The organism is Enterobacter genomosp. S (genome assembly GCF_001631805.1).
GTDB lineage: Bacteria > Pseudomonadota > Gammaproteobacteria > Enterobacterales > Enterobacteriaceae > Enterobacter > Enterobacter quasihormaechei.
Genome location: NZ_LVVA01000001.1, coordinates 1 through 20049, shown reverse-complemented (window position 1 = coordinate 20049; position 20049 = coordinate 1). Strand labels below are relative to the sequence as shown.

Annotated in this window: 23 protein-coding genes, 1 tRNA gene and 1 pseudogene; 16 read left to right on the top strand and 9 right to left on the bottom strand. The window is 50.3% G+C overall.

Features of this window, described 5'->3' with window-relative positions; genetic code table 11:
• Positions 1–6 precede the first annotated feature (6 nt).
• The 6 genes and pseudogenes from A3466_RS00125 to A3466_RS00105 form a co-directional block, all read right to left on the bottom strand.
• Entirely contained in the window at positions 7–249 is a 243-nt protein-coding gene (locus tag A3466_RS00125; protein ID WP_047365628.1) for a DUF4060 family protein, read from the bottom strand.
• A gap of 38 nt (positions 250–287) precedes the next feature.
• Positions 288–1373, bottom strand: a complete 1086-nt coding sequence (locus A3466_RS00120) for a RecT family recombinase (protein ID WP_063448892.1) — start codon at positions 1371–1373, stop codon at positions 288–290.
• Positions 1374–1382: 9 nt separating this feature from the next.
• The gene (locus A3466_RS00115; RefSeq protein WP_063448891.1) at positions 1383–4580 is read right to left on the bottom strand and encodes a RecE family exodeoxyribonuclease; all 3198 of its coding nucleotides are present in this window, start codon (positions 4578–4580) and stop codon (positions 1383–1385) included.
• Positions 4581–4720: 140 nt separating this feature from the next.
• Positions 4721–4885, bottom strand: a complete 165-nt coding sequence (locus A3466_RS23385) for a YdaE family protein (RefSeq protein WP_023296471.1) — start codon at positions 4883–4885, stop codon at positions 4721–4723.
• Positions 4878–5033: pseudogene (locus A3466_RS23570) on the bottom strand (hypothetical protein); the annotation flags it as partial. The gene A3466_RS23385 and the pseudogene A3466_RS23570, both read right to left, overlap by 8 nt.
• A gap of 365 nt (positions 5034–5398) precedes the next feature.
• Complete coding sequence (locus A3466_RS00105) at positions 5399–5791, bottom strand: helix-turn-helix domain-containing protein (RefSeq protein ID WP_063448890.1); 393 nt, start codon at positions 5789–5791, stop codon at positions 5399–5401.
• Between the two features lie 99 nt (positions 5792–5890).
• Between A3466_RS00105 and A3466_RS00100 the strand changes: the two genes are divergently transcribed.
• From A3466_RS00100 to A3466_RS00085, 4 genes are all read left to right on the top strand, one after another.
• Positions 5891–6118 carry a transcriptional regulator gene (locus A3466_RS00100; protein ID WP_022651300.1) on the top strand — a complete coding sequence of 76 codons (228 nt, stop codon included), beginning with the start codon at positions 5891–5893 and terminating at the stop codon, positions 6116–6118.
• 2 nt (positions 6119–6120) lie between these two features.
• Entirely contained in the window at positions 6121–6672 is a 552-nt protein-coding gene (locus A3466_RS00095; protein WP_063448889.1) for a toxin YdaT family protein, read from the top strand.
• 84 nt (positions 6673–6756) lie between these two features.
• On the top strand, positions 6757–7674 hold the full coding sequence (locus tag A3466_RS00090; protein WP_063448888.1) for a replication protein: 918 nt from the start codon (positions 6757–6759) through the stop codon (positions 7672–7674).
• Positions 7671–8357, top strand: a complete 687-nt coding sequence (locus A3466_RS00085) for a replication protein P (RefSeq protein ID WP_063448887.1) — start codon at positions 7671–7673, stop codon at positions 8355–8357. Before A3466_RS00090 ends, A3466_RS00085 begins: the two co-directional genes overlap by 4 nt.
• Before the next feature lie 193 nt (positions 8358–8550).
• Here the strand turns inward: A3466_RS00085 and A3466_RS00080 are convergent, their stop codons facing one another.
• The 3 genes from A3466_RS00080 to A3466_RS00065 all read right to left on the bottom strand — a co-directional run bounded on the left by A3466_RS00080 (position 8551) and on the right by A3466_RS00065 (position 12390).
• On the bottom strand, positions 8551–8904 hold the full coding sequence (locus A3466_RS00080) for a DUF1304 domain-containing protein (protein WP_063448886.1): 354 nt from the start codon (positions 8902–8904) through the stop codon (positions 8551–8553).
• Positions 8905–8971: 67 nt separating this feature from the next.
• Positions 8972–10165: an MFS transporter gene (locus A3466_RS00075; protein ID WP_063449447.1), complete on the bottom strand. Its 1194-nt coding sequence runs from the start codon at positions 10163–10165 to the stop codon at positions 8972–8974.
• 1043 nt (positions 10166–11208) lie between these two features.
• On the bottom strand, positions 11209–12390 hold the full coding sequence (locus A3466_RS00065) for a diguanylate phosphodiesterase (RefSeq protein ID WP_063448884.1): 1182 nt from the start codon (positions 12388–12390) through the stop codon (positions 11209–11211).
• Positions 12391–12877: 487 nt separating this feature from the next.
• On the opposite strand from A3466_RS00065, the gene A3466_RS00060 reads away from it, so the two are divergent.
• The 12 genes from A3466_RS00060 (at position 12878) to A3466_RS00005 (ending at position 19600) form a co-directional block, all read left to right on the top strand.
• The gene (locus tag A3466_RS00060; protein WP_063448883.1) at positions 12878–13327 is read left to right on the top strand and encodes a VOC family protein; all 450 of its coding nucleotides are present in this window, start codon (positions 12878–12880) and stop codon (positions 13325–13327) included.
• 368 nt (positions 13328–13695) lie between these two features.
• Entirely contained in the window at positions 13696–13920 is a 225-nt protein-coding gene (locus tag A3466_RS00055; protein ID WP_063448882.1) for a DinI-like family protein, read from the top strand.
• Between the two features lie 388 nt (positions 13921–14308).
• A complete protein-coding gene (locus A3466_RS00050) occupies positions 14309–14911 on the top strand; it encodes a DUF1367 family protein (RefSeq protein ID WP_063448881.1) in 603 nt (200 codons plus the stop codon).
• Complete coding sequence (locus tag A3466_RS23560; RefSeq protein ID WP_074160880.1) at positions 14911–15117, top strand: hypothetical protein; 207 nt, start codon at positions 14911–14913, stop codon at positions 15115–15117. The genes A3466_RS00050 and A3466_RS23560 overlap by 1 nt, the downstream gene beginning before the upstream one ends.
• Before the next feature lie 2 nt (positions 15118–15119).
• The gene (gene rusA, locus A3466_RS00045) at positions 15120–15482 is read left to right on the top strand and encodes a crossover junction endodeoxyribonuclease RusA (RefSeq protein ID WP_063449446.1); all 363 of its coding nucleotides are present in this window, start codon (positions 15120–15122) and stop codon (positions 15480–15482) included.
• Complete coding sequence (locus tag A3466_RS00040) at positions 15479–16312, top strand: antitermination protein (RefSeq protein ID WP_063448880.1); 834 nt, start codon at positions 15479–15481, stop codon at positions 16310–16312. The genes rusA and A3466_RS00040 overlap by 4 nt, the downstream gene beginning before the upstream one ends.
• A 576-nt stretch (positions 16313–16888) precedes the next feature.
• A tRNA-Arg gene (locus A3466_RS00035) sits at positions 16889–16965 on the top strand.
• 89 nt (positions 16966–17054) lie between these two features.
• Positions 17055–17246: a hypothetical protein gene (locus tag A3466_RS00030; RefSeq protein WP_063448879.1), complete on the top strand. Its 192-nt coding sequence runs from the start codon at positions 17055–17057 to the stop codon at positions 17244–17246.
• 787 nt (positions 17247–18033) lie between these two features.
• On the top strand, positions 18034–18420 hold the full coding sequence (locus tag A3466_RS00020) for a phage holin family protein (RefSeq protein WP_063448877.1): 387 nt from the start codon (positions 18034–18036) through the stop codon (positions 18418–18420).
• On the top strand, positions 18407–18688 hold the full coding sequence (locus A3466_RS00015; protein WP_063448876.1) for a phage holin family protein: 282 nt from the start codon (positions 18407–18409) through the stop codon (positions 18686–18688). Before A3466_RS00020 ends, A3466_RS00015 begins: the two co-directional genes overlap by 14 nt.
• Positions 18688–19317, top strand: coding sequence for a glycoside hydrolase family 19 protein (locus A3466_RS00010; RefSeq protein ID WP_063448875.1), 630 nt, complete (start codon positions 18688–18690; stop codon positions 19315–19317). Before A3466_RS00015 ends, A3466_RS00010 begins: the two co-directional genes overlap by 1 nt.
• A 7-nt stretch (positions 19318–19324) precedes the next feature.
• The gene (locus A3466_RS00005) at positions 19325–19600 is read left to right on the top strand and encodes a hypothetical protein (protein ID WP_063449445.1); all 276 of its coding nucleotides are present in this window, start codon (positions 19325–19327) and stop codon (positions 19598–19600) included.
• Positions 19601–20049: the final 449 nt, after the last annotated feature.

The window sequence follows — 20049 nt, the reverse complement described above, 5'->3', positions numbered from 1 at the left end:
TCAGTTTCAGTTTGCCTGGCCGGGCAGGGAACGCAGTCGGCGCATGCCGGTCATTGCTGTGGCCACGTAGCTTGCCTTGCAGTTGACCACTTCAACCCAGACCTTCACGCCTTCCACTCTCACCGTATAGGTCTCTTTCATCTTGCTGCGCCCATAGTCACCATATCTTCGCTGGTGGGCTGCGAGTGCGATTTCACATGCCTGGCGAGCCAAAGGGGATTGCTTACTGCCTCGATTAATCAGTCGCATTTCTTCTCCTTGAGGGAGGGATTCCCCTCCCGATCTCGTTAGCCCACATATTCCGGTTTCATATCCGCCAGGGTGATTCTGAACTGACCATGCAGCTCGTCGCCCAGATGGCGTTTCGACGATGCAAGAACGCGCTCTACTTCTGCGAACCGCGCAGCTGCATCAGGATCATCTGATGGTGGCAAGGAATTGATTGCGGCCTCAACCTTGTTGCGTGCGTCTACCAGGTAATAACGCTTCACGGCCTTGTTTTTCAGCTCAGTGAACAGGGCAGAACCCAGCGTTGCTTTCACGGTTTCAATATCTGCGCGCAGAGCTTTAGCGCTATCCACATCCTGAGCCGCCTCGATGCGGTCACGGAAATCATCAGCAAGTGCATCGATGTTTTGAGCTGATTCCTGAGCCGTTTGCGTTGTAGTGACGTTGTCACCTGAAATGTCTGCAAGGCTTACGTGCTGCGCTGAGGCAGGGTTTACCTCTCGTTCTTCACGGCGATCATCCAATTCATCGGGGGTATAAACGCCCAGAATCACATCCGGACAGAACAGTCTCGCCCAACGTTTGACAGCCAGGTACGCCAGCTGCTGGCGAGGGTCGTCAGCCCACAGGGTAGAGTTTCGGGTACGGGCCTGAGCCAGCAGTAAATCCAGTTCTCTCGGCTGGTCTTCGCCTTTCAGGGTTGCGCGGATAATGATGCCGATCCCGGCTTCGTCAGCCAAGGTCCAGCCCGGGACGCGGTACTCGCCTTTATCGCCTTTACGGATGTGGAATTTTCCTACAACCTTTTCCCATGGACCGTACCACTCATAATCAAAACGACTGGCAAGCACGCCGCTGCGTGAAATGACGGCATTAACCAGTTGAGCTTCATACCCGAGCACACCGTTAATCAGGTGCGTCTTCTGCGCCACGGCAAAGGGATTCATCTGCCACTGTGCCGCTTGCATTGCTACCGCCATGCAGTCGGCCTGATTACCCTGTAAGTGTTTAGGAACAGTCGCGGTGCCTTGCGCCATGATCTGCGCGAACGTGCTGATGGCGTTCAGATACTGGGAATCGAACAAAGCCACGTTTGAGTTAACAACGGTGTTTTGGTCAGTAACCGTAACATTAGTATTTTGCATAAATCCCCCTTAAGCCTGAGCGCGCAGCGCTTCAAGGCGGCGCAGGTCGAAGTCGTTCAGTTCGTCGGTGTAATTGTCGATGATTGGCGCTGGCCATTCCCCTGTGTCGAAGCCGGTTGCTATAGCGCGCATTGCTTTTCGATACTCGAGCATGCCCAGTTCCAGAAGGTCTGCGGATGCCTCGATGATGGCGATCCAGTGATAGTTCTCGTCTTTGTTGACGAAAATCCAGAAGAACTGGTCCAGCGCCGCGGTTTCGCAGTACATAGCCGCGCTCAGGTGATAATCACGTTCAATGATTTCCCGGTGTAGCCTGGCGCGCAGGCTTTCCTGCTTAACGTTCCACATGCTGATGGTTTTCAGGTCAGCACCAATACGCACGCCGTCCAAGTCGATCTCAAGGTCAGGGCGCACACGAACTTCCAGGCCCGTCTCCTCATCAAAGCCGAAGTAACTCACCTCGACGGCGCGGCTCGGGTGGGTCAGCAGCATGCCAGCGGTCGGGTGTGCCAGAAGAGCTTTTTGAATATCCAGCGCGGTGCTGAGTTGCTGGCGTGTGACCAGTACTTTCCCTTCCGGGTTGTCGCGCCAGGCATCTAGCAACTCGTCGGCAAACACGGCATCTGGTTTGGCTGCCTTCACGGCCTGGATCATGTCTGCTTTGGTACCGGACACTTTCAGTGGCGCCGGTTTCTGTGCTTCCTGAGCCACAAGGTCAGGGTTGATGATTGCCAATTGCTCCAGCAACGCGTCACGGCTGCCGCTGGTTTTAACCGGCGTCGGCAGGGTCGCGTTGTACTCTTTGATGCAAGCCTTCATTGCCGTCGCCGTCTGCTTCTGGTCACCATCAATACGCTGGAAGTCAGCTGGCAGCGCCATATAGTTCTGCGCCGTTTCTTCCAGGTTAGCGCCAAGCGGAACCTGCGGCGGCAGGGTGGCGTTGTACTCTTCCAGTAACACCTTAATGTCGTCGGCAGACAGCAGCGCCGGCAGGCTGGCATTGTACTCATCGATAAAGGCGCGCAGGGTCGCGGCCGTTGTGAATGCGCCTTCCGGGATTACCGGTTCAACGCTGAATTCTGCGTCCAGTTGTTCAGGCTGCAACGCCAGCGCATGTACCAAGTTGCCCATGTCCAGCACCGCAGAGCGCTCTTTGACGATGGTTTTCTCAACGTGGCGCGCATTGAAGTACATCAGCGACACACGGGCATCTTTCACCTGAGTTGAGCTGATGCCGTTTGCTGCGTGATAAACATCATTCGGCAGACCTTCGTAGCGGCCAGGTTCGAAGTATGCAGGGAACTCCACTTCTGGGTTCGATTCCTGAACGTCAATTGTTGTTTCGTGCAACTGGTCTGCTTCTACGGAATCTGTCTGCGAATTAGCTGCATCAGTGCTTTCGCTCGGTGGTACCGAACCAACATCTTCGTCTTTTTCTGGCTTAGCCGTTTCCATCTGCACATCGCTGGTGGTCTCCGCTGTGTTTTCCGTTTTTTCGACTTCATTTGAGTTGGTATTGATGACCGGTTCGGTATTTCCATCCATCAGGCCATCGATGAAGAACACGCCGCTTCCAAGGCTTGCGACCTTTGTCTGGCTTGGAGTACTTGGTTCTTCCACTGTGGAATGACGAACCTCGCGGGAGTCTTCGTTCCATTCTGGATAGCCTTTAGAGCGCTCACCGCTTTCATAGATGCCGTTCGCCGTGAACCACTCACGCACCTGGCTACGCAGTTTGGTTGTGCTTTCTTCTCCAGACCATGAAATAGCGCGGGTAACTCCAAAAATACTGTTGGCGTCGTAGTCGAGGATGTCGGTGGTTTTACTAAGAACCTTGAGCGCCTTGGCGTGCGACTCATCTTTTTTGTCAGCGAGTTCTTTGGCGGCCAGGAGTTGCGTACGGTTGATTTGCCCCGGTACTGCATCTGGGTAAAGCTGAGCAATCGCGATCTCAATGCTCAAGTTCGCCATGTTCTGGGCAACAGCGCGTTTATAGGATTCGGTTGTTTCTGGTTTTTCTGGTTCTAAAGGTGCAGGAGAACCTACTTCAGAAATTCGATTACCCTCAACCCATTCGCGCACCAGGGTGCCGCGGTCAATGTAATCAGTCGCAGCCCAGATTCTGGTGAATCGGAGAACCAAAGCGAGTTCGTGACGCTTCTCCTGGCTGAACACTTTGCGAATGGCGTCGGTGTAGCGCCACAGGTCTTTGGTATCGTAACCCTTCACCTCTTCGCAGTTTTCTGCCGCCAGCAGCAGGTTCTGGACATAGCTGTTGTCTGTGTCCATTTCCAGCGCGCTGATACCTTCGTATTCTTCGCGGGTTAAGTGGTGGCGCAGTTCATCGGCGGTGAACTGAGCGAGTAGCTGCTTGCGAAATGGCATACGAACGACCGGATAACGTGTGGTTTCGTCATCATTCTCGTCAATCTGAATACCGTTTTCAGGTTCTGGAACCTGATCGGTTGTAAAATCGGCGTCGCTGGTTCTTTCTGATTTGAGCAGAGTAAGCTTTCCGTTCCTCCACTCTCTCACTACCTCATTACGGTCGCCGGCATCTACTCTCAACCAGTCGGCCATGAAAGCAGTAAGTAGCTTTACTTCGTGCTCTTCATCTGGCGCGAAGACCTGCTTAATCGCCTGAACCAGTTTCCACTCAGCGTTCAGGCTGAGTTCGGCAACTTCAGGGATGTCGTTCTTCGCCAGCAGCAGATTCTGGAGATAGGTGTTGCCTTCATCCAGAGACATTTCGCTTGCAGCCAGCTGCTGCTCTTTAGTGATGTTTGACTGGTATTTGTCGCTGATCAGGTGGACAGCAAAACGGACCGCTGGAGTGCGGTTTTCAAGCGGGACACTCTCGACGATAGTTTCGACTTTAACGGTCGTTTCCGGTGCGGCAGTTTCGTCCACGGCACCAGTCGACTCAGTACCAGCCTTTGGCAGCCAGGAGCGTCCATCGTCCTGGAGGGCGTAGCGTTTGCACCAGGTGTAATCCACTGTGCTTTCTTCCGGCAGGTCGTTGTAAACAGGGAAATCGGTGCGAACCGGTTTGGCATAATCCTTACCGCGGCCGGTTTCAATACCGGCATCTTCCAGCTCAACATCGAGCTGTAGGTTTGCACGGGCTTCTGATTTAGCAGTGAACCAAATCACTGCGTCTTCTTTGCCAGATTTCTGCGTAGCCTTAACTACATAGAAAAATTCCATGTGAGATCCTCTTTTTTGGATGTAAGATCCCCGGGCCAGAGATAGCGCCCATTGGGTGAACTTTGGTTGTTTAAGTAGTTTTCCGGTGTAACTTTGGTCGGGAGCACCGGACGTACGGGCCGCCTTGCGCGGCTTTTACGTTATGCCTCGTGGGCCATCTGGTCGTACGAAGCACAACGTTCAGAGCAGTATTCTTTTTCTTTGCGCGCCAGCTGTGAGCCGTTGCGATAGAGAAGGGTGCTTTTAACTACTTCCTCCGGTTCAACCGGCTTGCCGCAGTACCCGCATTTCGTCGAGTTACACATCTGGATCCCCCTTTTGCGCCAGCAGGTAGCATAAGCGGCGAAGAATCACTTCGAAGAAGTTCAGCTTTACAGCCTGTTGCCGTCCTGGTTTGCGTGCGAAATCAATCATTCTCACCCTCGTTTGCCTTAACGCCGGCCAGCGGAACGTTTACACCTGATGCGCTTTAATCTCTCCACCTCATCCGACTGTTCATATGCCGTCGGCGGCTACTTCGTGGGCATCCTGCCTTGGTGGAACGTGATGCGTCTTGATGAGTTAGATTAAACACAAAGTTTAAGTGCAGGTCAACAAAATGAGTAATTTTAAATAAACAAAATGTTTATTCGGTGCTTATTGAGAGTGAAATTTTGTTCTTTGGAGGCAAAAAATTCGACGGAATGATACAGGCTGGAAGTCCGGGAAATGGGCGCTTAGTACAAGGGATGTGCTAGTTATTAGAGGGGCATAAAAAAAGGCCACTTTATGGCCATTTCTTATAGTAGATCTTTACGAATCATTGCTGAAAGGATTACTCAATCATCCTGCGAACGAATCCGGCCTTTCATATACTTATCATATAGTTCGTCTAGCTCTTTCAGGCGAAGCGCGAAGATGCGAAGCATGTTCTGTTGTTCTTCTTCGGGAAGCTGACGGTAAAGTTCCAGCAGGCGTTGTTCGTCCGGCTTCAGTCCATCTTTCTCGCCAACATCTTGGCCAAGCAGCCACTCAAGGCTCACCCCAAGCGCATCCGCCAGCTTAATCGCTGAGCTTTTACCAATCGTCCCACGTACGAACCAGTTATTGACCGACTGAGCACTGACGCCACAAATACGGGCCATGTCTGATTTGGTCAACTTCTTGAGCTCAAGAATCTCGTTAAGCCGCTGAACTTGTGGGTGGTTAATCTGATGAGTTTTTTTTTTCATGGACGAATTCTAAACCAAATGTTTATTAGCTCAATATTCAAAATGTTGACACTAACATAAACAATATGTTTAATTGCGTGGTTATTACAGGAGCTATTTATGAAAGCAATTGATAAAGCAATTACCAAAGCAGGAACTGCTACGCGCTTAGCGCAACTGCTAACCGTAAGCGCCATGACTGTTAGTCATTGGCGAAATCGATATCAGGGCGTCGTCCCGGCAGATCGAGTTCTGCAAATTTATGGGGTTACCGGCGTAACTCCGCACGAGTTGCGCCCAGATCTCTACCCAAACCCAACAGACGGTTTACCTAAACAGGAGCCCTAACAATGCAAACTGTTTCATTTCAACAGAGTAGCAGAGCTTCGTCTAATTCACTGATATTCCAGTGTCATCAAAGCGAACCGGCAGCGCAGGATGTTGATCATCGAGATATTTGTTCTGCTGTCCGGGCGTGGGCTGCGGCAGAAGGGCGCGTAGCTGTTGCGCTTCAAATCCAAGAAGCGGCGGAAGAACTCCAACTTGATGGCGTGGATTTCTCTGGCCAGGCAGATGTCTGGAACGTGAAGCTGTTCCGCTGGCTCGACAACAAAGAAGATTCCGCTTCGTACCGAAAGAACGTCGAACAACTCGTGCCCGCGATCATGTCTGTCTTACCGCTTCGATACCGCGACCGTGTCGTTAAAAACGACTCGTTTGCCTACCGCATGGCCAGGTTGGAAAAAGAGGTGAGTGAGGCGAAGCAAGCTTTGATGCTCGATGCACCGAAGAAGGAAAAGCTGAGGGAGTTAGGCGAGGGGATTTTCGAAATGTTCAGAGTCGATCCTGACCTTACAGCGCCGCTGCTGGCGATGGTCACAACCATGCTGGGGGCAATGTGAAGACTTCAGAAAAGGCGAAAGCCGCGGTGCTCGAACACCAACGGCTTTCAGGTGCAAAAACGGAGTGTAATTGCGGAGCTAAGTATGTCAAACACAGCTGAAATTATCAATTTCCCCCACAGAACCGAACAACCGGGAGGTCGTATGGCCGACCTGTCGAACGGGTATACCAAGGTCGCTAACGAGATCCAACAGCTCAAGCCTCGTCTGAGAATGTCAGGCCGGGAGTGGCAGTGTTTTGAAGCAGTGATCTGGCTTACCTACGGCTGGAACAAGAAGCAGGACCGTGTGACGAACACGGTGATAGCCGAACTTACAGGGCTGAGTGATTCCCACGTTTCGGATGCGCTCAAATCACTTGCTGAACGCAAAATTATCTTCAGTCAGAAGCAGGGTGTGATGAAAACGGTCGGTATAAATACTGACCTTTCCGCCTGGATTTTAGACAAACCGAAAACGGGAAAAGTCTTCCCGAAATCGGGAAAAGTGTTACCGAAAACGGGAAAAACCTTCCCGGAAACGGTAGACACCCAAGACTATAACAAGAACAATATTAAAAGATCCTCGTCTCGGAATTCTGACGAATCCCGAAACCAGAAAACTCAAAAGTTTCTCTCGCGCCATCCAGAAGCTGCCGCCGGGATATACACCCCGGCAGGTAAATCATGGGGATCCGCTGACGACCTCAAGGCCGCTCGCTGGATTTACGACAGGCTTCTCACCGTCAACGCTTCGCTATCCGAACCAAACTGGGCTGAATGGGCAAACACCATCAGGCTGATGCGCGTCCAGGACAAGCGCACGCACTACGAAATCTGCGATTTGTTCCAGTGGGCCAACAGGGACGAGTTCTGGAAAGACAACATCCTGAGCCCTTCGAGTCTGCGCAAACAGTGGGATCAGCTCACCACCAAACGGCTGCGCGCAACCGGGGCGGTAAAACCTTTCCGGAGCGGTATCGACCTGCATAACACCGACTGGATTGACGGGGTACTGGAATGAAAAACCTTGCCGAGAGCATTCGCAATTTTGACAGGGAACAGGCTCGCCGTGTGGCCCATAACTTGCCTGAGCAGTACACCGAGCGCGAACAAACGCAGCAGGTGGCGCAGATTATCAATGGGCTATTCGTACAGCTGGCCGCCGCGTTCCCGGCAAGCCTGGTTAATCGCAGCCAGGAAGACGTGAACGAGATTCGCCGGCAATGGGTGCTGGCGTTCAAAGAAAACGGGATAACCACAATGGAGCAGGTTGAAGCAGGCATGCGCATGGTGCGTCGTCAGGAGCGTCCATTCCTGCCGCCACCTGGCCAGTTCATCAAGTGGTGCAGGGAAGGGCGCTGCGTGCTGGGAATCACCACCGGTGACGTCATGGCTGAATACTGGAAGTGGCGTAAGCTGGTGTTCCGGTACCCGAGCAGCGAGCTGTATCCGTGGCCTAAGCCGGTTTATTACCACATTTGCCTCGAACTACGGCGCCGCGGAACTGATGGGCAACTCAGTCATAAAGAGCTCGAGCGTGAAGCCGGAGATATTCTGGATAAGTGGGAAAAGCGGGTGCTGGCTGGGAAGCCGATTCCGCCTGTTCGACGGGCTCTGGCTGCGCCACTGACGCAGAAGGGGCCAACGCCAGCTGAGTTGCTCAAAGCCAAGTATGAGCGGATGAAAGCCGATGGGAGGGCGTAGGGATTAAATGGTCTGCTTTGAGCGAGGAACGGACATTGCTAACAGCCTTCTGTGTGAATTATCAGGGAACACGTCAGATTAATCGACCCTTCCCGCAAAGAGCCAAGGCTCTGGCATCTCGTGCTGTTCTCCTGGTAGAACAGCCAGTCGCAGGTAAGTATTATTGAATGAGGCACATGCGCGGCCTGCGCCGTTATAGTCCCATCCACAGCGCAATTAACGCCAGCAGTGCGGGCAGCACCTGCACATAAAGAATTATCCTGCTGGCGGTGATTGCGCCAAACAGACCCGCAATCAGCACGCATACTAGAAAAAACAATTTAAACTGGAGACCACCGTCGCCCAGCCACAGCCCCCAGAACAATCCCGCCGCTAAAAAACCGTTATACAGCCCCTGATTGGCGGCTAGCACCCGGCTGTCTCGGGCGAAATCAGCGCTGAGATTAAAAGCCTTGCGGCCTGTTTTCGTGTCCCACAAAAATATCTCAAGCACGAGAATATGTATGTGTATGACGGCGACAAGCGCGATAAGAACGGAAGCGATCATGAGCCATTCTCACAAAGAAGAACGCAATATCAACAGTATATACTGAGCAGCTGGTTTGCGGCGGTCATTATGCCGTAGCCGATACCCGTCCGGCCGCGCGCCACCAGACAATTAATGCCGCAAGCGCCACCCCCCCAAGCGTCGCAAATGCCATGCGCCATGACGAATGCGCGACGATGCTGCCCGCCAGCGCCGGGCTAAACGCGGCACCCGCGCCCTGCATCAGCATAATCACGCTCTGCCCCGCGTTGATGTGCCCGGACCCGCGTAGCGCGTTAACAATATAGCCCGGCACCGCCACGCCCAGGATCCCAGCGGCAACGCCATCCAGAATTTGCACCGGAATAACGGATAACGGCCCGGCAAAACTGGCGGCCAGGGCGGCGCGCACCGGCAGCACAATAAGCGCAATCAGAATAAGCCGCCGGTAGCCATAGCGCTGCGCCTGCGCGGAGGTCAGAAGGGCGACCGGGATCATCACGCATTGCGAAATCACTACCGTCGTCGCCGCGTAGATTCCAGGGCTCCACAGGCTGCTGCCGGTAGCAGCCACGCGCATGCTGAGCATTGGCAGCAGCGCAGCGTTTCCGAGGTGAAACAGCAGCAGCGTGATCCCGGTCGTCAGCAACACAGGATGACGCATCAGCACTGACAGCTGCGGCACCACCTGCGCCTTATCGCCGGTTTCAAGGCCGCGCGCCGCGTCATGATCAATATCCTGCTCGCGGATCGCCAGTACGCTAAGCGCGGTGAAAACCGCCATGCCCGTCATCAGGACAAAGACAGCGCCGATGCCCCACAGCCACATCGCGCCGCCTGCCAGCACGGCCGCCAGCATATTGCCGCCGTGGTTGAACGCCTCGTTGCGGCCCATCTGCCGCGTGAAGCCGCGCTGGCCGGTCAGGCCCAGCGTGATCCCCGCTACCAACGGGCCAATCAGCGCGGCGACCAGCCCGGACACAATCTGCGAAAACATCGCAATGCTGTAACGGGTGCTGTACCAGAGCATGAGCGTCGCCAGCGTGACCAGCGCGCAGCAGGCGAGCAGCAGCAGGCGCTTTTTGCGCGTGGCATCGATCATAATCCCTGCGGGTACCGTCGCCAGCAGCGCCGCAATCCCGCCTGCGGTCATCACAAATCCAATATCATCCGGTCGCCAGTGCTGTTCAGTGAGATAAATGCCGAGAAAGGGGCCGAGCCCATCGCGCACATCCGCCAGAAAAAAGCTCATCAGGCAGAGCGCCTGTAGCGATCGCAACATCTTCATTCTTCTCCCTGCAAAAGGTGGTGACCCGAGATGATGTTATTATATTGTTATCAATGCATTATGGCAGTATTGAAAAAAGGCTAGCAAGATAAAAATAACCAAATGAAACGGGCAAGCGGTTGTGCCCGACGTCAATAAACCTGCATCGAGCAACGCTTTATTTGAGAGGTTGTAGTGATCCTTTCCCCGTTAAACAACACTGATGGTTGTTAACTACTTTCGCTACTGGCACAAAGCTGACATTCCAGCCTGTGTATGACCGTAAAAACTACCTTCGCGTGATAAGCCGCTTCGGGTAATGACGAGGCGCTTTTGTGACATGCTGGAAAACCAACTTAGATGTTCACTGAAAGCCCGGTTACCCTGGCTAAACGACCCTTAGAAATTTCTAAGGCGAAATAGTCACATAAGTCTTCTTCACGTGTGTTATAACCGAGTTACAAATCGCCACCACTGGCGGTAAAGAGGCATCTCATGAAACAGCGCATTACAAGAGCAATCGGCCTCAGCAAGTTCTCGCCACGTTGGGTTAAGGTTATCTGTTTACGATTGACTAAAAACGATATTGAGCGCTCCCTCAACGCACTTCTAGCCACAATTGATGAATCTGAGCTATCTTCGGAGCAAGTCAAAGCATTAAGAGAATGCGTTGAGAGAATTAACATCGCAAGGGGAAAGAGGATGAAAGCGTGAGCACTTCAGATAAAAGGTAAGCCAATACTGTATAGGCGCGGCAGCGTTTGCTGCCCAAGTATCGCTTACCGGTCGGTACCAGCTGAGCTATAAAAGCCAAATATGACTGGATGAAAACTGGTAGGAGGGTATAGGGATGAACTGGTTCTTCGTAAACGAAATTGAGGCCAAATATCTAAGCCTGCGCCGTTTACCGCATTTTAGCTGAGTACTGAAGCATTGCTTGTGCATCCGCCGGGCCCGCTGACTTTTCACTATATATTAGTTTATCCGCTTCCAGCTTGACACCCATCGATTATGACTGCGTTAAGCCTATGAAAAAGTAATAAGTCTACAAGTTTTTTTTAACATTCTATGAATTCATTAGATTCTGGCCAGAAGATCTTCAAATATCCATTTTTATCATATTTTGAAAAAAGATTGCCCTGGAAGCAAAATATACCCGCGGATTCTAGCCACATCCATTCTTCTGGTTGTTCGACACCTGTTGCACAAATCCTTATCTCTAAAAGTTCGCCGCAACGTATTAAACTTTGCAGTATCGCCTGCTTAGAGCCGTCCTTATGTATATTATGGATTAGTTGAGGGTGTATTTTGAGCTTCTCAGGCTGAAATTTCGAAAGAAACAATAAACCTGCATTTCCCACACCAAAGTCATTAATAGCAACACTTAAACCGCAGCTTTTGAGAATCTGCACGGAATGCGCGAACTCATCAATTTCAGGGATTATTTCGCTCTCAGAAAACTCAACTATAACTTGTTCTGGGTGTAAGTTACTTTCTCTGATGTAATCGAGCAAAATCTCAATCGCATTCGGTACCCTCAGTAAGGTTAAAGGCAAGAGTGTTATTGATACTCGTTGTGAAGAGGTAATGAAACCCCCTGCAATTTTTAACAAATCTTTCTTCGATTCCAAATCAAAAAGTAAATTATTGGCTTTTATAACGTCATTATCTGATTTAGCATTCAAGACAAAAGAATGGATCTGGGCAGCGAGAGGGTCTATAACTGCATACATATCTTCGATAATGGCGGGATCAACTGATGATACATCTATTTGATCGGATGAAAAAAACCAACTGAACCTATCAGGAAGTTCATAATAGCTATCTGTCTCAGCAGAATCTATAAATGTACGGAAAAACCTTAAGGCTCTGTCGTTGTAAAGCATTTTATGTTGGGTTGTTCCACGTTGAAGAACCCTGTCCAGACACTCTTCTTTACTGAATAGTCTTATATCAATTAATTCCATGCCTGAGCGGCCAAATCGTCGATAGGGGGCATAATCGGATAAGAGTTCTACAATGTTGAAGTGAAGTGTATCCAGGCAAATCTTTTCATAGATTTGCATTACAGCTGCTTCATCACCTTCCAGAAGCTGTAAGAAATGAATCCCATTGAAAAGTAAAACACCAGTTACCCCCGCACATTCATTTCGGGAATTTGCTTCACTGACCATGTCAATAATGGATTGAATTGGTGTATCAGCTCGCAGGTGGCTTCGATAGATGAGAGTGGTAAGCATAGTTGCACACTTTAAAGGATTTTCTTCTAAAGTAGCATAAGAAAGATCAGTTTGGGCTATTTAACTGAAAAATTTACAAATTCGAGTACGGTACCGTTAAAATTGTCCATGAAGAGTAAAATGCTTCACAAAAAAACCAGTAAATTAATGTGGTTTAATCCTGCAAGAAATGCACGATTCTGCAACGTAAATTTGCTTGGTATGCACACGTGACAAAGTAAAAATTGATTCTAAGATTGTGATAGTAAAAATTATCACATGGAGGTTCTAATGGTTTTCATTGTGGCTTTAACTTTATCTCTTCTTCTTTGCGTAGCGGGCCTTATCTTCATTTTGCTGGAGCTAGTTAGCATAGGCTGCAACCCTGAACGACATTGAACGATACGTGCAAGAAATCCAGCAAAAGCATTGAATGAAAGGCACTTGACCTCAAGTTAGCTTGAGTTTTTAAGATGGCGATTCTCGATATAGTCAAAGGATTAGCCTAATGAAAGAGATTGATGTCGGTTTTACGCACGTTGCGTTTGTTGTTAGAGATTTGGAAAAAAGTATTGATTTCTACAGCCGTTATGCTGGTATGGAAGTCGTACATAGGCGAGAGCCTGATCTTCCGGAGGCACGTAAAGTCGCGTGGTTAAGTGACCGAGCTCGCCCTTTTGCGCTTGTCCTTGTCCAGGTTGATGCTGTGACTGACACCCCTTTAGGTAATTTTGGTCACTTGGGAGTAGCTTGTTCAAGCATTGAAGAAATCGACAATAAGGTAGCGATGGCTAGAATGGAGGGCATCTTGCGAAAAGAACCGGCTCAGGCAGGCGAACCGGTAGGTTATTATGTCTTCTTCGCTGATCCTGATGGCAATACACTTGAACTTTCTTATGGTCAGAAAGTCGGGATCGAGGCTTTACGTCAGGATGATAGAGTGCCTGCATCTCAGTGAATTTCGATAATCGGTTGGATCACATTACGCTTTGGTAATGCTTCATGTCGTTTCAGAGCTTGCTGACTAATTTTTTTCTCAATAACAGCAAGCTCCATAATAGCCTTTCCGAATTTTCATTCTATTAATTTCACCTCAAAACCAAAATCTTGTAGCGAAACTGCACAAAACTCCACTTAAAGCTATTCAACATAACTATTGATTTTTGACGGCCAAATCCGAGATTCCTACTATATCGTCCATAAAACAGATACCTACAAGCCTGCAAGCGCTCCGTCGTCCTAACACTCATTAATCGTTGCAAAATCCGTGAGATACGTTTATAAATGCACTGTATATGCATACAGTTGTTCATTGCGGAGGGGAAAATGAAAATCGAGTTATCCATTGATCGCATGAAGAAACTTCCTGATAGGGCTATACCTGCACTTGAGTCAAAACTGCTCGAAAGACTCAGTAAGCAGTTCGATGATTACCAGCTTACGATTAAGCGTGCCGGCAATGATGGGTTGGCTGATTTCGGGGGCGACAAGAAAGAGGTCGAACACAACGTGCAGAAGAACTGGAAAAGCGCGGACGAGTGGTTTTATTAATCGCGTGAATTTCACTGGAGCAGTTTCAAAGAGTATCGCTGTTTGCGTTCCCCTGGCTGTTCCCGGTTACTGTTTATTGCGTCAATACGTCGCTCTGGGGGAAATAGTGTGTAGTGCAGAAGCCTTTAATGCAGATGATCAATGGTACGACGTGGTCAGAAGGGCCGATAAAGCAGTTATTTATAGCTTCCCGGCGGAAGGGAGATATCTGGTTTATCGAGTAAATGGAATAGTTTCATTACGACCGTTACTCGACGAGGAAAAAATCTTTACTCTCAACGGGTTTATGCAATTTGCAAAACGACTGGGGTACCGAGTTACACCACCGTCTGATATTATTCTTTCATAGGCCTGAACAACCTATACCTGATGCGCCACGGAGATAACCATGGCGCTAGAATTACAACTTATAAAACACCACTCAGGAATACTGATCCCGGCTACGCCCGAGACCAGCGATATCCTGCAAACCAAAACCCGTCTTGGCGATGTTCTTGTTGCCGAGTTCAGGCGGGTACGAAACCCTGTATTTCACCGGCGCTTTTTCGCGCTTCTCAGCCTCGGTTTTGAATACTGGGAACCAGCCGGCGGGGCTATCTCGAGTAACGAGCGGAAGCTGATAACCGGCTACGCCAAGTTCCTGGCTTCGTATGGCGGGAATGAGGGCGCGCTGATCGACGCTGCCGAGAAGTATCTTGAGCAGGTTGCTTACCGGCGCGTCACAAATGGCATTAGCTTGTGCAAATCCTTCGATGCTTACCGCTCATGGGTAATCGTCGAGGCAGGGCACTTTGATGCTATTCAGCTACCTGACGGCACACTAAAAAAGCATCCACGTAGCATCTCATTCGCCAACATGGACGAACTCGAGTTCCAGCAACTTTATAAAGCTGCGCTCGATGTTCTTTGGCGCTGGGTCCTGTCTCGTTCATTCCGCAGTCGCGATGAGGCCGAAAATGTCGCCGCGCAGCTGCTTGGCTTTGCGGGGTGATGGGCATGCAACATTCTTGGTTCCATCATACCGAATGCAGCACCGAACAGGCCGACGAACTGGTTAAGCGTTACAGAGCGCGCGGTGTGAGAGTGGAGCGCAGCCTTAACCAGGATTACGTGACCTGGACTGTCAGTGCATTCCTTCCGACCTCAAATACACCAGCACGCCCGGATATACGCTGGCGAAACCGGATGTGGGGGTGAATGTGAAGACATATCAATTCACTTTGCCCTGGCCGCCGAGCAACAACCGGTATTACCGGCACAACCGCGGGCGCACGCACATTAGCGCTGAAGGCGTCGCGTATCGCTACGCGGTTGCCAGTGCCATTCGAAGCGCCCGGCTTAATATCCGGACGGCCGCACCACTCAAAATCCGAATTGAATGTCATATGCCCGACCGCCGGCGCCGCGATCTGGATAACCTCCAAAAAGCTGCATTCGACGCTTTAACCAAGGCGGAATTCTGGCTGGATGACTGCCAGGTAGTCGACTATCGCGTTGTGAAGATGCCTGTCGTTAAGGGCGGGAAATTAGAACTCACCATTACCGAGCTGGAGACCGCATGAATCTTAAAAATACCCTCAAATACCACTTCGCCAAATCGACAATGATTAGCGACTCTCCGCGTGCTACTGCGTCAGACTCATTAACCGGAACGGATATTATGGCCGCTATAGGCATGACGCAGGAACGGGCCGCCATGGGTTATAGCGCTTTTCTCGGGAAGATGGGGATCAGCAATAATGACCGGGAGAGGGCAATTGAATTGTTGGCCCAGTACGCGCTGACCAAATGTGACCGGGTTGCGGCATTGCGGAAGCTTGATGCAGAGATTAAACCGATGGTGATGCACCAGCTGGCCACCATCGCGTTCGAGGACTATTCCCGCAGCGCCGCCAGCGTGAAGCAGTGCGATGGCTGCAATGGGGAAGGGTTTGTTGATGCGGAGGTTTTCAGCACGAAGTCTCACACTCCGGCAAAAGAGAAGAAGTTCGTGAGGTTGTCCCTGAATATGGGCGTCGAAAATATTCGACCTTCTGAATACGAGGTACGCAGACATGTCAGGGAGATAGCTCGCGTTCTCTGCCCTCAGTGTAAGGGTAAGAAGGTTGTAAGTTGTGCCTGTAGAGATTGCCATGGACGCGGGAAAGCCATCAATCAGGCTCTTACAGAACACCAGGGCATCCCGGTTCTGGCTGATTGCAAACGCTGTAGTGGCCGTGGATATGAACGAATCCCATCTACCGAGGCATACGCAGCGGTGTGTCAGATAACTGATGCAATCAGCCTCGATTCCTGGAAGAAGTCTGTTAAACCATTTTACGATCATCTAATCACCAAGTTTGACATAGAAGAGGCTTGGGCTGATGCGCAGTTCAAGAAGATAACAAAATAGGGCGTGAATTTATCGTGAGCTATTTACTTTTCCCTAAACTGTGGTAATTTTAGTCTAACGATGGGCTTTATATATCCATAGTTAAAAATTCTGAACCTCGCTACGGCGGGATTTTTGTTTCTTTGTAAATAGTAAATAAAATGTATCTTTTAAGCGTTATGCCGCGTAAAGTGCTCAGGTGGTGAATCCCCCTAAGCGGTGGGGCGGCTAGGCAAAACCAGTCGGGTTTATGGAACGCGGTTCTGTGGTCTAGCGCAGAGTCACCGGGAGGCACCCGGCACCACAACTTTAATTTCTTTATCTTTAGGCTGCCCAAAGGCAGCTTTTTTGCTTTATGACCTACCTCTTGCACAAACAGCTCACTCTAGAAGGTGTTTGTGTTTATGGTTGGGCCAAGAATTTTCTTAGAAATTTCGGGAAGCACAACTATTTGGCATATGTTTCATCAAAGGAACTATCTTTTAATAGGCATTTGATAATGTTCTCGATACTGAAAACACTTGGTGGGGATACACCTACATCGCAGAGAAAACTGCATGACCCATGACCAGCATCTCATTGCTGGTCTTTTTTTTTCCGCCATTAGCTCAACTGGAAAGAGCACGGAGCTTCTACCTCTGTGGTTCGGGGTTCGAATCCTCGATGGCGGACCAGAGAATTACTTAATTAACGATTTAGTATTTCTAACATCATCACTCACACCGCTGCCATATAATCAAATCCTCACTATGAGGAGATATCAATGAAAGAAGGTTTCTACTGGATACAGCACAACGGCATAGTGCAGGTCGCTTACTACACCGCCGGTGTCACCGAGGACCTTGAAACGGGCCAGACAATAACTGGTGTCTGGCATCTGACACGAGGTGATGATATTTGCCACAACGGTGAGGCTGAAGTGATTGAAGGCCCACTGTCTGTGCCAATGAAATGAATATATTCATCTGATTATGTGGCAGATTTTTCATACTGCACATATGCTTCTTAAGCATCCTGCGTAATGGATGTTTCTGAAAGCGTTTTTGTGGTGGATCCCCCTAAGCGGAGGGGCGGTTCAGCAGGACATTTCTCCAGAGTGTCCAACCAGCGCGCGGAGATGAACTCTGTAAGCATTTCCACCGGGAGGCACCCGGCACCACACCCTCAGTTATTGCCAACTTAGCTATTTATGCCTGCTATTTGAGCAGGCTTTTTTTTGCATGATTTACTTGTCTATTGATCATATGAATGTACCTGTTTAGTTATGAATGTTGTGAATCCCACCTAAGCGGTGGAACGTCTTGTTAATTGCTATGTGCAGGTATGTACGCGACTTTGACGAGCAGAGATAAGTCTCCAGGAAGCACCCGGCATCTCATCCTCAAATAAACGTTTTGTCGACCACCAGGTTCTGAATCGTCATATACACTTCTAAATGAAACAATTTAAGAGGTGAATTATGAAAGAGGGATATTATTGGATTAGACACAATGACTGTGTCCAGATCGCCTACTTTTCGCACGGTAAAACCGAAGATATGGTTACAGGAAAAATAATCAGAGGCGTCTGGCATCTAACTCGTGGCTACGATCTTTGCCATAACGGTGAAGCGGTCGTTCTGGAAGGACCCATACCCCCACCTTTATGAACATAATTCGAAGAACACAGGCTGCCTCAGGGCGGCCTTTTTTATTTCCCCTCAAATTTACTGAGAGGATTCACAGCAATATGAGGGGGGGCCGATGTCCGATCCATTTTCCGGCACGGGGCTGGCCGGTTTAGCTTTGACCGGAGCCAGTGTCTACGGTTTATTGACCGGGACAGACTACGGTGTTGTTTTTGGTGCATTTGCAGGCGCCGTATTTTACATCGCGACAGCAGCTGACCTGAGTGTGTTGCGCCGGCTGGCCTACTTCGTCGTGTCGTATATCGTCGGCATTCTTGGCTCTGGTCTGGTTGGTTCTAAACTCGCGTCCTGGACGGAATATAGCGATAAACCACTGGATGCCATCGGTGCCGTGATTGTTTCTGCGCTGGCCGTTCAAATCCTTACGTTCCTGAACAAACAGGACATCGGCTCGCTGGTGGCGCTGATAACGCGCCGGGGAGGTTCAGGTGGTACTAAATGATCCATCGGCAACTATCAACGCGCTGCTCTGCGCCGGTGTGGTGTTTACCCTGATGTTTTATCGCCGAGGTGATTCTCGGCATCGGCCATGGATTTCGCGTTTAGCCTGGCTGATTACCGTCACCTACAGCGCTGTACCGCTGGCGTACCTGTGTGGGATTTACCCGCATTCATCATGGGCCACCATTGCGGCAAACATCATATTCCTTTCCGTGCTGGTGGCCGTCAAAGGCAACGTTGCACGTCTGGTTGATCATCTGAGGGACTAATGAACCAAACACAATTTCAGAAGGCGGCTGGTATCAGCGCCGGGTTAGCTGCGCGCTGGTTTCCGCATATCGACGCCGCTATGAAGGAATACGGCATAACCACACAGCTTGATCAGGCGATGTTTATTGCCCAGATGGGGCATGAAAGCTCAAGATTTACCCGTGTGGTGGAAAATCTTAATTATGCGGCAGAAAACTTGGTGCCGACGTTCGGCAGCCACCGCATCACATCACAGCAAGCCGCTGCACTTGGCAGAACGGCAACGCAACCGGCAAACCAGAAAGCGATCGCTAATCTGGTATACGGTGGTGAGTGGGGAAAAGAACACCTGGGCAATCAGGTTGCCGGTGATGGATGGAAATATCGCGGTCGCGGGCTGAAACAGGTTACTGGTCTGAGTAACTATCGCAGTTGTGGCCAGGCGTTGAAACTGGACCTTGTAACCCACCCGGAACTGCTTGAAGAGGATGAATACGCCGCGCGCTCAGCCGCATGGTTCTATGCCTCCCGCGGTTGCCTTCTTCATTCCGGCGACGTTGAGCGCGTGACACTATTAATCAATGGTGGCCGCAACGGGCTGGAAAAACGCCGTGCGTTGTTTAACCTGGCGAAATCAGTTCTGGTATGAGGTGAGTGTGGGTATCGAGACAATAATCGGGCTGGCCGCACTGGTCATTTCTGCTATCGCCGGCGCTTTTGGCCTGGGCCATATTCGCGGTACCAGCAAAGCAGAAGTTAAAGCCGACCAGCAACGAACCGAAGATAACGCAGCGGCAATGGTCGCAGCAGCCGAACGCAGGGTAGAAACAACGAAAGAGGCCAGCAATGTACAGCAGACTGTTAATCATATGCCTGGCGACGATGTTGATCGCGAGCTGCGTAACGAATGGAAGCGTCCCGGTGGTGGTTGATACCGCCTGTGATTGGGTGAAGCCAATCTTTTTGACGGATCAAGACATCAACGTTCTGGACCGCCAGACGAAGAAAGACATCCTGGCGCATAACAAAGCATGGAAAGCAAATTGCGGGAAAAATTGAGCCTCATCCCTGAGGTTCGGACACAGTCTCTCCTCTGGACTTTAACCGTAGCAAACATTGAGTACTCCATAATACGAATGGACAATTCTTTGGGGGGAGATAATTAAATGGCAGGGAAAAGCTTGAACAAATCAGGGTGGCTCATCCTTGAGCACACGGGTAGTCCTGAACGACGACTTTACCTGACATAGCAAAGTCTGTGTAAGAGTCTAGAAAACAATGAGTATTTATCAAGGCGGGAAAGTAAAAAAGTCCCTTCCGAAATGAAATCCTGCAATTCGGAAGGGAGACCAAAGGGGTCATCATTACAAGAGAATGTAAA

Excerpts from the sequence above, each read along its gene's own strand:
- A3466_RS00125 (WP_047365628.1), bottom strand. The coding sequence starts at position 249 with ATGCGACTGATTAATCGAGGCAGTAAGCAATCCCCTTTGGCTCGCCAG.
- A3466_RS00120 (WP_063448892.1), bottom strand. The coding sequence starts at position 1,373 with ATGCAAAATACTAATGTTACGGTTACTGACCAAAACACCGTTGTTAAC.
- A3466_RS00115 (WP_063448891.1), bottom strand. The coding sequence starts at position 4,580 with ATGGAATTTTTCTATGTAGTTAAGGCTACGCAGAAATCTGGCAAAGAA.
- A3466_RS23385 (WP_023296471.1), bottom strand. The coding sequence starts at position 4,885 with ATGTGTAACTCGACGAAATGCGGGTACTGCGGCAAGCCGGTTGAACCG.
- A3466_RS00105 (WP_063448890.1), bottom strand. The coding sequence starts at position 5,791 with ATGAAAAAAAAAACTCATCAGATTAACCACCCACAAGTTCAGCGGCTT.
- A3466_RS00100 (WP_022651300.1), top strand. The coding sequence starts at position 5,891 with ATGAAAGCAATTGATAAAGCAATTACCAAAGCAGGAACTGCTACGCGC.
- A3466_RS00095 (WP_063448889.1), top strand. The coding sequence starts at position 6,121 with ATGCAAACTGTTTCATTTCAACAGAGTAGCAGAGCTTCGTCTAATTCA.
- A3466_RS00090 (WP_063448888.1), top strand. The coding sequence starts at position 6,757 with ATGTCAAACACAGCTGAAATTATCAATTTCCCCCACAGAACCGAACAA.
- A3466_RS00085 (WP_063448887.1), top strand. The coding sequence starts at position 7,671 with ATGAAAAACCTTGCCGAGAGCATTCGCAATTTTGACAGGGAACAGGCT.
- A3466_RS00080 (WP_063448886.1), bottom strand. The coding sequence starts at position 8,904 with ATGATCGCTTCCGTTCTTATCGCGCTTGTCGCCGTCATACACATACAT.
- A3466_RS00075 (WP_063449447.1), bottom strand. The coding sequence starts at position 10,165 with ATGTTGCGATCGCTACAGGCGCTCTGCCTGATGAGCTTTTTTCTGGCG.
- A3466_RS00065 (WP_063448884.1), bottom strand. The coding sequence starts at position 12,390 with ATGCTTACCACTCTCATCTATCGAAGCCACCTGCGAGCTGATACACCA.
- A3466_RS00060 (WP_063448883.1), top strand. The coding sequence starts at position 12,878 with ATGAAAGAGATTGATGTCGGTTTTACGCACGTTGCGTTTGTTGTTAGA.
- A3466_RS00055 (WP_063448882.1), top strand. The coding sequence starts at position 13,696 with ATGAAAATCGAGTTATCCATTGATCGCATGAAGAAACTTCCTGATAGG.
- A3466_RS00050 (WP_063448881.1), top strand. The coding sequence starts at position 14,309 with ATGGCGCTAGAATTACAACTTATAAAACACCACTCAGGAATACTGATC.
- A3466_RS23560 (WP_074160880.1), top strand. The coding sequence starts at position 14,911 with ATGGGCATGCAACATTCTTGGTTCCATCATACCGAATGCAGCACCGAA.
- A3466_RS00040 (WP_063448880.1), top strand. The coding sequence starts at position 15,479 with ATGAATCTTAAAAATACCCTCAAATACCACTTCGCCAAATCGACAATG.
- A3466_RS00030 (WP_063448879.1), top strand. The coding sequence starts at position 17,055 with ATGAAAGAAGGTTTCTACTGGATACAGCACAACGGCATAGTGCAGGTC.
- A3466_RS00020 (WP_063448877.1), top strand. The coding sequence starts at position 18,034 with ATGTCCGATCCATTTTCCGGCACGGGGCTGGCCGGTTTAGCTTTGACC.
- A3466_RS00010 (WP_063448875.1), top strand. The coding sequence starts at position 18,688 with ATGAACCAAACACAATTTCAGAAGGCGGCTGGTATCAGCGCCGGGTTA.